10 protein-coding genes are annotated in these 14,405 nt (G+C 45.3%); 6 read left to right on the plus strand and 4 right to left on the minus strand.

The annotated features are described in order from the left end of the window. Nucleotides 1-388: 388 nt before the first annotated feature. Nucleotides 389-1,702 carry a MipA/OmpV family protein gene (locus VJL_RS13615; protein WP_038878699.1) on the minus strand — a complete coding sequence of 438 codons (1,314 nt, stop codon included), beginning with the start codon at nt 1,700-1,702 and terminating at the stop codon, nt 389-391. Between the two features lie 273 nt (nt 1,703-1,975). Here VJL_RS13615 and VJL_RS13620 point away from each other — a divergent pair, with 273 nt between their 5' ends. After that, a complete protein-coding gene (locus VJL_RS13620) occupies nt 1,976-4,009 on the plus strand; it encodes a M4 family metallopeptidase (protein ID WP_038878701.1) in 2,034 nt (677 codons plus the stop codon). Nucleotides 4,010-4,059: 50 nt separating this feature from the next. Here VJL_RS13620 and VJL_RS13625 read toward each other — a convergent pair whose 3' ends face one another. Further along, complete coding sequence (locus VJL_RS13625; RefSeq protein ID WP_095760072.1) at nt 4,060-5,868, minus strand: ricin-type beta-trefoil lectin domain protein; 1,809 nt, start codon at nt 5,866-5,868, stop codon at nt 4,060-4,062. A gap of 335 nt (nt 5,869-6,203) precedes the next feature. Here VJL_RS13625 and VJL_RS13630 point away from each other — a divergent pair, with 335 nt between their 5' ends. The 3 genes from VJL_RS13630 to VJL_RS13640 all read left to right on the plus strand — a co-directional run bounded on the left by VJL_RS13630 (nt 6,204) and on the right by VJL_RS13640 (nt 9,101). Beyond that, nucleotides 6,204-6,554: a VC1380 family protein gene (locus VJL_RS13630; protein ID WP_038872292.1), complete on the plus strand. Its 351-nt coding sequence runs from the start codon at nt 6,204-6,206 to the stop codon at nt 6,552-6,554. A gap of 22 nt (nt 6,555-6,576) precedes the next feature. Continuing rightward, the gene (locus VJL_RS13635; RefSeq protein WP_038878706.1) at nt 6,577-8,517 is read left to right on the plus strand and encodes an alkaline phosphatase D family protein; all 1,941 of its coding nucleotides are present in this window, start codon (nt 6,577-6,579) and stop codon (nt 8,515-8,517) included. 143 nt (nt 8,518-8,660) lie between these two features. Beyond that, complete coding sequence (locus VJL_RS13640) at nt 8,661-9,101, plus strand: tellurite resistance TerB family protein (protein WP_005451837.1); 441 nt, start codon at nt 8,661-8,663, stop codon at nt 9,099-9,101. A 222-nt stretch (nt 9,102-9,323) separates the two neighbouring features. On the opposite strand, the gene VJL_RS13645 is transcribed toward VJL_RS13640, so the two are convergent. Further along, entirely contained in the window at nt 9,324-9,854 is a 531-nt protein-coding gene (locus tag VJL_RS13645) for a 3'-5' exonuclease (protein WP_038872287.1), read from the minus strand. An 82-nt stretch (nt 9,855-9,936) separates the two neighbouring features. Next, the gene (locus VJL_RS13650) at nt 9,937-11,478 is read right to left on the minus strand and encodes a sensor domain-containing diguanylate cyclase (RefSeq protein WP_038878709.1); all 1,542 of its coding nucleotides are present in this window, start codon (nt 11,476-11,478) and stop codon (nt 9,937-9,939) included. A 287-nt stretch (nt 11,479-11,765) separates the two neighbouring features. Between VJL_RS13650 and VJL_RS13655 the strand changes: the two genes are divergently transcribed. Further along, nucleotides 11,766-12,398 (plus strand): DUF2760 domain-containing protein, encoded by a 633-nt coding sequence (locus VJL_RS13655; RefSeq protein WP_038872281.1) that lies wholly within the window; start codon nt 11,766-11,768, stop codon nt 12,396-12,398. Then, complete coding sequence (locus VJL_RS13660; protein ID WP_038878712.1) at nt 12,398-14,362, plus strand: Hsp70 family protein; 1,965 nt, start codon at nt 12,398-12,400, stop codon at nt 14,360-14,362. The genes VJL_RS13655 and VJL_RS13660 overlap by 1 nt, the downstream gene beginning before the upstream one ends. The last annotated feature ends 43 nt before the right edge of the window (nt 14,363-14,405 follow it).

Below are 14,405 nucleotides of genomic sequence, written 5' to 3' on the forward strand. Positions count from 1 at the left end.
TTTCGCTTTAATTAATACACAGGGCAAATCAAAGCAACATTTCTACAAAACCATCAATTAAGCTAAACAGCACAAGCCTTGAGCAACTAAGGCATGGCCACCCTCCACTATTAATATCCTTGTAGATTTAAGGGGTGATAATCTTGACCACAGTCAATTATTAAAAAATACCAAATGCAATCTTATATTTCATTTCAGCGTTTTATATGAATGAAATATTAATAGGTCAGAGGTGTGTCAATTCAATTAAATATTAGAATGGTTTTTAAATTGAATGGATAATAAATACGAATGCAGAAGAATGGAAATAAGAATAATTACCAATTAACAGAAAATAAATAAGCCTCATGTCAAGATGAGGCTTATTCGTATTTGTTTTCAGCTGAGCTTAAAAATCGTACTGTAAGTAGATCGTATTGTAGTTACTACCGCCTTTGATGCGGCCAAACTGAGAAGCACTCTCGAAGATAGCACTACGGTGATGTAATGAGTAACCTACCCACATGTTTTCCCAATCTTTCTGGTTAAACAGATCGCCTACATTCACATCAAATGAGAAGTCGAGATAGTTCAGCAAATTACTTGCGGTGTAACCTTTCTCTTCCATCTCAGTACCTTCGATGTAGGTGATGTTATCGATGTAAGACATACCCTCTGCGACACCGAAACGCCATTTGGTCGGCCAATCAAAGGTGTAGTAAGCCTTAATCGCCATTACATACTCAGTACTGGACGATTGAACGTCAGATGACCAATGATGAACCAAACCTGGTGTTAGATAGATATCAATTGGGAAACCGAAGATTTCATCCGTCAATGGGTGTCCGTAGAATAATGAGGTGAGCTGGTTGTTGTACTCGTCCTTCTCGGCATTAAATTTGAAAATATCGCCAATATTGGAAGGCGTTGCCCAACCGTGTGCAACACGCAGATACGGACGGTTGCTCAACTCTGATTTACGAGCCTTCCCTTTGTCATTGAAGAAACCAAAGCCAACGAATACTTCACCCTGATAGCGGTCTTCAACAATTTGGCTGTTGTACGCTTCGCTGTCTAGACGAGTAATGCTCGTTTCGCCGAGTAGGTACAAATTAGAAATGACGTGGTATCGGGCTTTAATGCCTAAGTTCGCATCAATACCTGCACCAATTTTCTCGCCCGTTACTTCATCAAACGAGTAATAAGTACTGTTGAAATCGGCATCTTTATAACGAATGGTAAAAGAAGGTTCCAACTCCCAGTCGCCTAACTCATAGTTAGCCGCGATACGGTAGTTGGAATGAAATTGGAATTCGTCATCCGTCATCACTTCGAATTCGGCGCGCCAGTTCTCGTCAAAGTTGTAACGAATTTGGCCACCGAAGTCGACACGATCACCCTCAAAAGCGTTTTGAACCGATTTAGGTATGTCAACAAAGCGCAAGCGCATGATCGCACTCGCACGCCAATCTGAGTCCTCCTCATCATATAAGAACACACCACCTTCAAGGCCATCAATGTAAAGGTGCTCATTCTCAAAGAACATCATTGGCACAAACGTTCTTACCGTCGAGTCATCGTCAGCAGTATAAAAAGGAATCGCAGCAGTCCGGTACATCGCAGCAATGCCCCACTCTTGTTCAGCATGCTTCGACTCAGCAAATGCGGCTCCGTTTAGCAATAAGCCTGAGCAGGCTAGCGATGTTCCTAGTAGGTGTTTCATAACTCTCCTATGTCGCTGTAATTAGAGACAGTATTCAATCACAAAGAGTATATCTGACTTTATTCGTCTATCGGTTAAAAATTCCTACAGGACTACTTAACCTCGTTATAACCGCCCATATTTTAGGCGATTTATAAATTTGTTTTGAATTAACCTCAAATATTCAACCAATTGCACTTACGTATTTCTGGATTTTATCTTTAATCTGCAATCGCATTTTTGCTATGAATACATACACATAAGAAAATACACAATCATAATCAAAGGTTAATTATGCGAAACGTCACTTTATTATCGCTTGTCCCTTTCGCGTTTGCCTCGCAGGCAGCACAAATTGTGGAACACTCTCAAACTGAACTCTCTGAAGCACTCAATATTGCTGGTGGATCATCCTATATGCCAGCAAGTACCGAACTGAGTTATCAAAACATCAACCGAGTAGAAATAGGTCAACAAACGTTAGTTCGTAAGCAACAATTGCATTACGGCGTACCTGTATATGGTCACTCTGTCGTCGCAGATCTTTCCGCAAAAGGCTTTGCTCAATCGATTGACGGTAATGTGGTGGTTGGAATCGACAACGACTTAGACTCGACGCTGCCAATGATCAGCGCAAACCAAGCGATTGAAATCGCAACGGGCACTCATCAGCACGGTTTTGCATCTAACGAGTCTCCAGAGAATGATGCTCGTGCGGAACTAATGGTTTGGCTAGACGAACAAAATACCGCGCACCTTATCTACAAAGTCGATGCGATGAAAATTGTCAATCTACGTCCCTCTCGTCCTATCACGCTGGTCGATGCAAAATCAGGAGAGATCATGGACCAATGGGAAGGTCTTGCATTTCTTGAAGCAGAAGGCCCAGGCGGCAACCAAAAAAGTGGCCGTTATTACTTTGGCCCAAATACAAAGTTTGGTGGATTCCAAGTTGACCAATACTGTCAGATGAACAGTGATAATGTCGAAACGATCAACATGAACAACCAACAATGGGGTGGTCAAGTTCATCGCTTCAACTGCAACGTGAATAACTACCGAGAAATCAATGGAGCGTACGCGCCAATGAACGACGCACACTACTTCGGCCAACGTGTATTTGACATGTACCGTGAGTGGCTTGGCGCACGTCCTATTCAACAAAAACTCACCATGCGCGTTCACTACGGCTCAAACTATGGCAACGCGTTTTGGGATGGCCGTCAGATGACCTTTGGTGATGGCAACAGCTCTATGTACCCTCTTGCGACTTGGGATGTTATCGCACATGAAGTCAGCCACGGTTTCACCGAGCAAAACTCCGGGTTAGAATATCGCGGCATGTCTGGCGGAATGAACGAATCATTTTCTGACGTCGCTGCTGCAGCACTTAGCCAATACGTGCATGGCAGCTTTAATTGGAAGATGGGCGAACACGTGATGAAGTACTCGCCCGCTATGCGTTACTTCATCAACCCAAGCCATGACGGTTCCTCGATCGACCATATAAACCAATACTACAATGGCATCGATGTGCACCACAGCTCAGGCATTTTCAACAAAGCCTTTTACCACCTAGCGACAAGCTCAGGCTGGAGCATCAAAAAAGCATTCATGGCTTACGCAACGGCGAACCAGTTGTACTGGACGCCAAACTCAACCTTCCAGCAAGGTGCAGAAGGCGTATGTAAGGCAGCGCAAAAGCTGGGATATGAAAGCTCCGCTGTCACGTCTGCGTTCTCTCAAGTGGGTGTTCAGGTGATGAACTGTGAAAGCGGTCAACCTAATCCGAACCCAAATCCAAACCCTGGACCGGATACTGGCATGACCGAGCTTTCGCTCAACATGCCTGTCGCGATCCAAAGAAACACGGCAGAAGAGCAACAGTTCGTTCTGCGTCGAACCTCTAGCGATGATGTTTGGGTACAAACTTACAATGGCTTTGGTAATGTGGAACTTTATGTAGCGATTGATCGCCCAGCAACACCTTCAGATTACGACTGCTCATCGACCAATATGGGTAATGAAGAAGCGTGTGGTTTTGGTGGTATTCAAGGTACAGACATTTATGTCACTGTAACAAATACGCAGAGCGCTTCTGACGCCTACCTTGCCGTCAGTGAGGCATACGGAACGCCACAGCCAAACCCAGAACCACAAGACCAGTGCGCATCTCTGCAAGAGTGGTCACCTTACAATTACTACCCTGCCGGTTCTTCAGTGAAGTATTGGGGCAACCGCTTTGTTGCGACACAAGATAACTGGGGAGCAGACCCTTATCAGAACTACTGGTTCTGGACATTTGAAGGCAGCTGTAACGACTATTAAGCAATGATAAAGAGAGCCTGCTACGATAGCGGGCTCTGTATTTATCTCAACTATTCCAAGTACCACTCACTGCCTTGTACATCGGCTTCAACTAGCCAAGTGCGGTCATTCCACTTCAACGAATTATCAAGGCGGTTCTTTATCTGCCCGTTTTCCCATCGCCATTGTTGGGTAGGAACATCCCCACACTCCTCAAGAGTAATCTCGATACCTTGCTGATCGAGGCACAATTCTGAGTTGCTTCGACTCATGAGCTTCCCTGCAGAAGTTAACTTCCACTCTTGGTTATCCCCATTATGACAACGCCAACCAAATACTCTTGAGCCCTCACCTGATGCGCGGTACTCCACATCAAGACACTGCGAGCCACTCTCCGTGTTGGTTTTTATTTTTTTCCATCCATCTTGGTCATCCTGCTTACCTGACGAAGCGGTAAACAGAGCTTCGACGACTGCCGTCATTGGTTGTGTGTAGCGAGAAGCACGTGGAGCTTGGTACTGCCAATTCTGCGGAATCGGTAAAGACATATCCCATTCGCCATTTCCGTCATAATAGGATTTCGCCATCGCTGCTGGTGTTGGCGTCCAAAGAAAATCTGGGTGACGATTTTGATACCACTCCCCTCCAATCACTTGTCCATTTGCATCGATTTCAAGGTCGTAGTAATACGTCACTCGTGATATGCCATCATAACGGGGCATGTCAGTCGAGCGATGCGTAGGATTCGTTTCAACCATGTATTCGACTTGCATTTGAACACCAACAATGGAAGCTGCGCGACGTGAGCGATATGCAGAGAAACGATCTTTGTCGTAAGATTCCAATTTGATCATGACATCTGCAGGGTCGGAGGCCGAGCGGTACGTTTGTGGATTAAAATATTGCAAGTTGTAGCCTAAAACAGGCTGGTTCCAAACTTGATAATCGTAAGTAGCATCCATGATCAAGCTACGGCCAGATAACCCCAACTGGTTTAGCACCGCTAAGTGCCAACTGGCTGGGTTGGTGTCATTACAATCCGGTTCAATCACTCGCCCATTTTCATCTTTTGCTGGGTTCTTTATGTTACATCGCCCACCAATAAAACGAGTTTCAAACGGCGCTTCTGCCCACAATAAAGTTCCAAGTGCTTTGATATCAGAAGGGTAAAACTTTAAAGGCTCCCCATTGGCATCTGGCACAGTGACGGATTGCGTTGGTCGAGGAAGCATATAAGCCGCAGCAGCCCATCCATGGCAGAGCCCCATCCAGCGTTCTACACTGCCATTCGATTCGTAGTACCCTTTGCCAGAGTCCCACGAACGTTTTGATAGCGTAAATTGAGTATCCCCCACCAGCAAATCGTATTTTTCTGCCGGAGATAAATCCTCTCGATCCTGTCCTTGAACCGAGACTACCGGTTTTTGAATGTGCGAAAAGTCAAAATACTCTTGCCAATTGCTCGCACTGAGTTCCCTGTCGCCATAACGCCAAGCAGCAGCACCAGAATACAGAGGCCAGTAGGTGTCGGACCAAGGTTGTACTTCAAGTCGCTTTGAATTCGGTATTTGACGGTGAAGCTCATCGAGATTGCGAATCAAGCCAGTACCCACATCCACCAAACGCGCCGGGTTGTCATTATTAAGATTTGCAGAAAATGAGTGATGAGATTCTGATGTCGCTCTCTCCATAATGACATCACGCACGGATGCTCGAATGGATTCCGATTCTTCAACAATGATGGGAGACGTGTCGCCTTCTTTCTGAGGTAACTCGTTCATTACTTTTGAAGGATTCTCATGAAAAGCATTCATGAAAGATTCAATCTTGTTATCAGCAGCACTCACACCAAATACAGGCGCTAAGCAAAGTAAGGTCATTATTCGTTTCATTTCAGAACTCTATTTATACGTCAGTTAAATTAATTATCGATAATTATTCTCATTATCGATTGGTGACGTAGAGTGCTGAGATTTGTTGATGAAATCAATCGACTCATCGGACCAATAATTGAATTCGTGATTTCACCTTTGAAGATTGATTAGTTATATCTCCTAATTTATTTAAAGTGAAAGTTATCGATATTTGGCGGTCTACTCACAACAACAAAATGATGACAATGCAAGCAATTAAAACGTTTCGATGATGAAAGGGCTTAGTTTTTTCCGGTTTGGTCGATACAATAGAAAACCAATGACCAAAGCCGCAGTTTATCGTGAAAGCATCTGAACTCATCTCCCTTATCAACAATTTGCCTGATGGTAGCGATCCCGATATCGTAATGGGTGAAGAATGGCTACCAGAGCGTTTAGAGAGCACCACGCTTGATGGTGATATGCTGTTTATGCATTTCGATAATGCACCAGAAGATGGCCAAGGCGAAGAAGAAGGCCGTGGTTTTGTTGAGCATGAAATTGACTTGATTCGTACTCGCCTACAACAAATCCTTGATGAAGATAGCGACAGTGCGTCAAAAGCCGACGCCATGTTAGGTTTGTTTCTGATGGGACATGAACTTAGCAGCTCACAAGTTATCGAAATACTCGAAGAAGATTCAGAACACTGATTCAAAATACTAAGGAACCACTTTGCCAACATCGCTCAACACCAATGAACTTTCCTCTCTTCCCCTGATTGTTGCCGGCCCGATTTTAAGAAAGGTCACCGCGAAGGAAGTGAATATTTGGTTGGTGACCACGCAACCTCTCGAAGGCTTGGTTGAAATCAGCGATGCTGGCACGGGTGAACAATACTATTCTCAGCCTGTTTCAAAAGAGCATCTATTACAAGTCGGTAAACGTGCTTGGGTTTGCATGCTGACGCTGCAAGGCGAATTTCCTACCCACCGTGCACTGCGTTATCAACTCCATACTCAATCCGGTTTGTTAACCGAGTTGATGCCCCATCTTATCTATGGCGAAGATAAGCAAACAGAGCAAGGTGTAAAATTCTTGATCAGCGAGAAAGCTGATTATGTATTGCACGGTTCTTGTCGTAACCCACATCATTTTAGTAAGGACACTCTCGTCCAAGCAGACGCTAAAGTTGCTAGTCAGCAGATAGAACACCGCCCAGATATGCTGATCATGAGCGGCGATCAAATCTATGCCGATCATGTGGCGGGGCCAATGCTGGACGCCATCGAACAGTTGGTCGAGTTATTGGGCTTACCTGACGAAGAGTTCGAACAAGCGCCGATTAAAAACACGCAAGAGCTGTATCAAAGCCCAGATTGCTTTTATGGCCGAGATAACATTCTGCCTCACTACGTGGACGACGGAAGCTTACTGAGCAAGTTCTTCCCCCATCGTGGTATCCCTATTTTCAGTTCACGTGAATGCGAAAACCATCTCATCAGTTTTGCCGAACTGTTTGCGATGTACCTGCTCGTTTGGTCTCCAGTACCATGGACGCTAGTCAATCGTGAACGTTTATTGGAAAGAGAATTTACAACGGGCGGAAAAGCGTTAGAGCCGAAATGGCAGCAGCATTGGCGTGATGAGAAAGTCCACATCGATGCGTTTGTCGAAGGCTTGAATAAAGTCCAACGTTTGCTTGCTCACGTTCCTACTTACATGATCTTTGATGATCATGACGTGACCGACGATTGGAATCTCACGGTTGGCTGGGAAAAAGCTGCCAATGAGAACCTCTTCTCACATCGCATCATCGGTAACAGCCTGATCGCTTACTGGCTATGCCAAGGTTGGGGAAACGCGCCAGAAAAATTCAACGCCCCGTTTATGGAGCATGCGCGCCGTTACTTTGAAGAGCTGACTTCAGAATCTCAAGACGAGTTCATAAAGTACCTCTATCGTTTTGAAGATTGGCACTACACGATTCACACCTCACCAAAAGTGGTGGTACTGGATACACGTACTCGTCGTTGGCGTTCAGAGTCTCGTATGAACAAACCATCAGGCTTGATGGATTGGGAAGCCTTGATTGAATTCCACCAAGAGTTGATGCATCAAGACAAAGTGATCATTGTCTCTGCCGCGCCCATGTTTGGTGTGAAGTTTATTGAAACGCTGCAACGCATCATGACGGGCTTGGGTCAGCCATTACTGATTGACGCAGAAAACTGGATGGCGCATCCGGGCAGTGCAAATACTTTGATCAGTATTTTCACTCACACCAAAACCCCAACTAACTTCGTGATTCTCTCTGGCGATGTGCACTACTCTTTCGCTTATGACATCAAGTTGCGCTTCCGCCGCAATAGTCCAAACATCTATCAGATCACTTGCAGTGGGATTAAGAACCAATTTCCTGCGCAACTGCTGAACGCATGTGATGCAATGGATCGTCTGCTGTATAGTCCTCGTTCACCATTGAACTTGTTCACAAAGCGCAAGCGTTTGAAGATTTTTAAACGCGCACCAAGCAACCACAATTTTTATCGACTCGTGAACCAAAGTGCGATTGGCGAGCTGAGGTTGGATGAAGACGGAAAGCCAAACAATATCAGTATTTTAACTGGTGAAGGTGATTCAATACATTTCCCGCCTACAAAGGTTGAGGAATAAATCCGCTTTTTGGCGGTCAAATACTGTATTGAGCAAAAATGTCATCTCAATCGTATGAGATCTTGATCAAATTTCATCAAGACCTTGAGATTTGCTCAAACCATTACCATCTTAAATAAATAGATAACAGCTTGGTGCTCAACATGTTTAATTCGCTTACTTCATTATTTAAACAACTTATAGAAGGCTCGGACCTTAGCCAATCCAACACGCTGTCACCCAATATGGCAATAGCTTGTTTGCTTTGCGAAGTAGCTGGTGCGGACCATCAAATCGATGAAAGAGAGCAAGCGACCAAACGCTCTTTGATCATGAAATTACTTTCCCTAACAGAAGAAGAGACCGACACCCTACTGAATCAGGCTCAGAACCGATCGAGTGAGTCGACTTCCCTTTATGACTTTACGTCTCAACTGCGTGAGCTTTCACAAGAAACCCGCTATGAACTGATCAAGAGTATGTGGGAAGTAGCGTACGCTGACGGTGAAATTGACCCATTGGAAGATGCCGTCATTCGCAAAACAGCGGAGCTGCTCTATGTAGACCACAGCGACTTTATCCGTGCGAAATTACAGTCTCAGTAAAGCGCTGCCTCAATAAAATACAGCCTCAACAAAAGTAAGAACCAATAAAAAACGCGCTACATGAGCGCGTTTTTTGTGTCTCTAGTCTGGATTAAGCCGAATCAAACATCGTCATCTCCGCAAGAGGCTAGCCAACATTGTTGTTATTTACTAACAACCAAAGTAAAGCCGGCTTATGACGAGAAGACTGAAATCCGATGAAAGATTTATGAAAACAGAAGCTTATAGCATGGTCAGTGCAAGTTTCGCCAAGTTGTATGCATCCACATAACCGGAATGCTGGCGACCTTCCCATTCGATGCCTTTGGCCTCTTGTGCGGCTTTGTGACCAATGCGTTTTTCTTTCAAGCGGTTTTGTATGCGATACAAGGTCGCTAGATTAATGAACTCACTAAACGGGGCATCAATGCCTTTTTGTTGGCACTCTTCAAGCAAGATGAGGTCATCACGTCCCCAAGAGGCATAGATCTTATTACGACCGCCAAAGTTCTTCAGCATCGACTTCAGCACTTCCTCTAATGGTCTGCCCTGCTTTTCAATTTTACGTGGTGTGATACCAGTTAATTCTGCGCAAAACAATGAGACTTCATCATGTTCAGGCTTTACGTAGTATTGAGCGCGCTTAACGATTTCACCTTTCGACAAATCTATTTCAGCCAAACCAACTTCAATGATTTCACCCGTGCGACCTACGCCGTTTTCACTCCAGCAGCACATTTCTAAATCGAAGCAGACGATACGGTTATGGTTCATAGTTTGTCTTGATTCCTAACGTAAATTTGAAAGCGTGAGATTCTACCGTAACCAATCTCAAAACTCGAATTTGCTCGCTGAATTAATCACCGATCGATACTGAGTTTCGGCCATTTTCCTTACTTTGGTAGAGCTGCACGTCCATTTTGTGGAACAAACTCTCAGGATCTTCATCTTTATGCACTGCTGCACCAATGCTCAAAGAACAGATAATAGGAGTTGCCCCGTATTCAAAAGGAGAGCTGGCGACAATACCACGCAGTTTCTCTAAATAAGCAGCCAACTCTTCTTTATTGGTTAAACGAGAGAGTATGCAGAATTCATCACCGCCAGCTCGGTAGAAGCGATCGCCTTCAAGCAAATTCGCATTGACCAATCGAGTAACATGGAGCAAAGCTTCATCACCAGCTAAGTGACCGTGCTTATCATTGATGCGTTTAAAGTGGTCGATATCAAAGCCAACCAAACTAAAGGCAACGCCAGTATTAATATAATGCAGTAAGTTGTCGTTAAATACGCGGCGATTGAGTAACTGAGTCAACGGGTCTAACTCTGCCATGCGTTTTAGTTCTACCGTTTTATTATCCAGCATGACCGCTAAACGCTCTTTTTCCCGTGACTGTAGATTCACTATATAACTGATCAAAAGTGCAATAACCAAGCCCGCAATCCCCGTCCCGTAAAGCACGGAGCGCTCCCAAGCAGAAACGGATTCCGTTAGCTTGAATTCTACCTTCCATTCTCTATTGGGTAGTTGAATCTTGCGGCTAATAGTTTTCCCTTTCAGGTCACTCCAATTATCGCTCTGAAACAGCAATGGGTCGTCGTATGCATCAAAGCCTAAATCTTCCACCTTAATCGACATATCGAGCTCTGTCGCTGTCTTGGTGATCAACTCGTCGAAGTAGACAGTGCTGCGAACAACACCGACGACAACGCCCAGAAGCTCGTGGTTGTCGTAGCTAAACACTGGGTGATAGACCAACAATCCAGTTTTATCGAGGGATTGATCGTATCCATCTTGAAGCAAGCGCACTTTATCGGAAATGTTGGCTCTACCCTGAGTAAGAATGTCATCTAGAATCAGTTCAAAACGCAAACGCGAAGAATAGAAGCCAAGCAGAGAAAGGTTCTGCGGCGTTCTTGGGTAAATGTCGGTTGCAATAAACGCCGGAGCGCCATCTTTTAAGATGTAGCCATTGGTTTTAGGCCCATCTTTTGGCACGGTAAAGATATGAAAATCAGGGAACGTTTTACGCGTTTTTTCCAAGAAGCGATCGAGATCTTGTGGGTCAACACGCTCCATCCATTGCAGACCAACTAGGCTTTTGGAACCATTAACGACTTGTTTGGCATACAAGGGAAATTGTGACCAGTATGAGTCATCGACAGAGTGAAAAAAATTCGCTCCTGCCCCGATAAACTCAAGGTCATTTTCTACTGCAGATTTTAAAGATTCAGCTTGGCGATCCGCCAAGGTATCGAAGATGGTCATCGTATAGCGCTGCTGGATTTTATAAGCAACACCAACCATAGCCGCTGTCACGATAAGCACCGCAATGAAAGCGACAATAGAAGCAGAATACCGTTTGAGAATGCTCTGTTGAGCCGTGCTGTATGTCATTTAGTGTTCCACGTTAATTACGTGCAAAGCTTCGATAATGATGGAAATACTGCGCCACATGTGGATAAACATCAAGCAACAACGTTTGCATCCCTATCTAATCGTTGATTTTTCATGCTAATCATGCGGTATATTCACGAATTATTACAGTCTTAAGCCTTGAATATGCTACCATCCACCATCATTTTAATGTCTAAACTTGGTGCAGGTCGCAAAGCCGATCCTTTTAGTAAACACACATGAGCCAATACTGAGCACCAGTAAATCAATAGAAAGAGAAAAATGTCATGAACATTGATTTGAACCTAATTCCTCAAACGTTCGATATGTTGCACGCAGGCCTTGCGGCTTCGAGTGTTTTACTTCTTCTAATCGCGGTATCTCGCAAATCTAAAGTGATCGAGAAAGTGGTAGAAAAACCAGTCGAGAAAATCGTCGAGGTTGAGAAGCCAGTCGAGAAGATCGTAGAAGTAGAAAAAGTCGTGGAAGTAGAGAAAGTCGTCGAGCGTGTTGTAGAAGTTGAATCTAAGCTTGCTACTGCATCTACAGACTCTGCAATGCAGCTGCTTTCTATCATGCAGCAAGAAGCTCGTCTGATTGACTTCCTAAAAGAAGACCTAACGTCATTCTCTGATGAGGAAGTTGGCGCAGCCGCTCGCGTAATCCACACTGGTGGTCAAAAAGTATTAAGCGACTACGTGACGCTAGCACACGTTCGTAACGAAGACGAAGAAACTCGCATTACGGTTGAAGAAGGCTTCAACCCACAAGAAATCCGCCTAACTGGCAACGTAACAGGCAGCGCGCCATTCAACGGCACGCTAGTTCACAAAGGTTGGAAAGCAACATCAATGACGTTGCCTAAACTGGCTGAGAACTACGATGCATCTGTGATCGCTCCAGCTGAGGTTGAGCTGTAATGGAACACATGAACCAAGAAAACCATTCTCAAGAAGCGTCTGTTGAAACTCAACAGACGCCTAAATTCAGTGTTGGTATCGACTTAGGTACAACACACTGTGTCATGTCTTTTGTTGATACACACAACGAAGACGCTCGCGTTGAAGTGATGCCTATCCCGCAACTTACTGCGCCGGGCACGGTAGAGACTCGTAGCCAATTAGGCTCTTTCCTTTACCAACCACACGAGCACGAAATGAACTCGCAATCACGCGTACTTCCGTGGTCGAGCGAGCCAAAAGCTCTAGTTGGTGCGATTGCACGTAACCTAGGTTCAAAAACACCAATTCGTCTTGTTGCAAGTGCGAAATCTTGGCTTTGCCACGCAGGTGTGAACCGTCGTGATGCTTTCCTGCCAGCAGGTAGCCCAGAAGAAGTGGAAAAAGTATCCCCTCTTCGCGCGACAGAGCTTTACCTAGAGCACCTAAAAGACGCTTGGAATCACACGAATCCAAATCACAACCTTGCCGATCAAGACGTGACTATCACGGTACCAGCTTCTTTTGATCCTGCTGCCCGCGATCTAACTGCAGAAGCAGCACGCAATGTTGGTTTTGTGCACCTAACACTGTTAGAAGAGCCACAAGCTGCGCTTTACAACTGGATCGATAACAGCAACGACAAATGGCGCGACGAAGTTGAAGTTGGTGACATCGTGCTTGTGGTCGATATCGGTGGTGGTACAACCGACCTTTCTTTGGTGGAAGTAACCGAAGAAGACGGCAACCTAACTCTGAACCGTATCGCGGTAGGTGAACACATCCTACTTGGCGGTGACAACATGGACCTTGCACTTGCGTACCGCTTGAAGATGAAGCTAGCGCAAGAAGGCAAAGAGCTACAGCCATGGCAAGTTCAGGCAATGACGCACGCATGTCGTGACGCGAAAGAAGCGTTATTGAACGACAGCGAGCTTCAGTCAGTGCCAATTGTAGTACCAAGCCGTGGTTCTAAACTGCTTGGCGCAACGCTGAAAACAGAACTGACTCAAGAAGAAGTACAACAAACACTGGTTGACGGCTTCTTCCCTCAAGTTGCGATTACGGACCACCCTGTTCAACGTAACCGTGGTGCACTAACGCAAATGGGTCTGCCTTACGCACAAGATGCAGGCATTACTCGTCACATTGCTGCGTTCTTGTCTAAACAAGCCAATGCTCTTTCTACTTCAGGAAATGGCGCAGAAGCAGCAGCTCAAGATTTCAACCCATTCGCGAACATGCCTGGTATGCCAGGTGCGGATGTAGCGCAATCGGCTGACTTCATCAAGCCAACCGCAATCCTATTCAACGGTGGTGTTCTGAAATCGAAACTTCTAGCAACTCGTCTAGAAGACACGATCAACGAATGGCTAATTGAAGCAGATGCTGAAATGGCAAAACGCCTAACAGGTGTAGATCTAGACCTTGCGGTTGCTAGCGGTGCGGCTTACTACGGCTCTGTACGTCGTGGTCAAGGCGTTCGTATCCGTGGTGGTATTGCTTCGGCGTACTACGTGGGTATCGAAAGTGCGATGCCAGCGATTCCGGGCATGGCGCCTCCAATGGAAGCACTTTGTGTTGCACCATTTGGTATGGAAGAAGGTTCAAGCGTTGACGTACCAAGCCAAGAGTTTGGTTTGATCATCGGTCAGCCGGTTAACTTCCAATTCTTCGGCTCAACCGTTCGTCGTGATGACCTAGCAGGTACTCACCTAGACTACTGGGCACCAGAAGAGCTTGAAGAGCTTCCAGAAATCCAAGTAACGCTGCCTGTATCTGAAGGTCGTCGTGAAGGTGAAGTGGTTCCGGTAACCCTAGCCTCTCGCGTCACAGAGCTTGGTACGCTTTACTTAGAAGCCATTGCCGCTGATAACGGTCAGAAATGGCATGTTGAGTTCGATGTGCGCGAAGACGCAAAAAGCAACTCAAACGAAGAAGAATAAATAGAAATCAAACGGCATCCAATCGGGTGCCGTTTTTAAATAC

The organism is Vibrio jasicida CAIM 1864 = LMG 25398, from assembly GCF_000400365.1.
GTDB classification, from domain to species: Bacteria; Pseudomonadota; Gammaproteobacteria; order Enterobacterales; family Vibrionaceae; genus Vibrio; species Vibrio jasicida.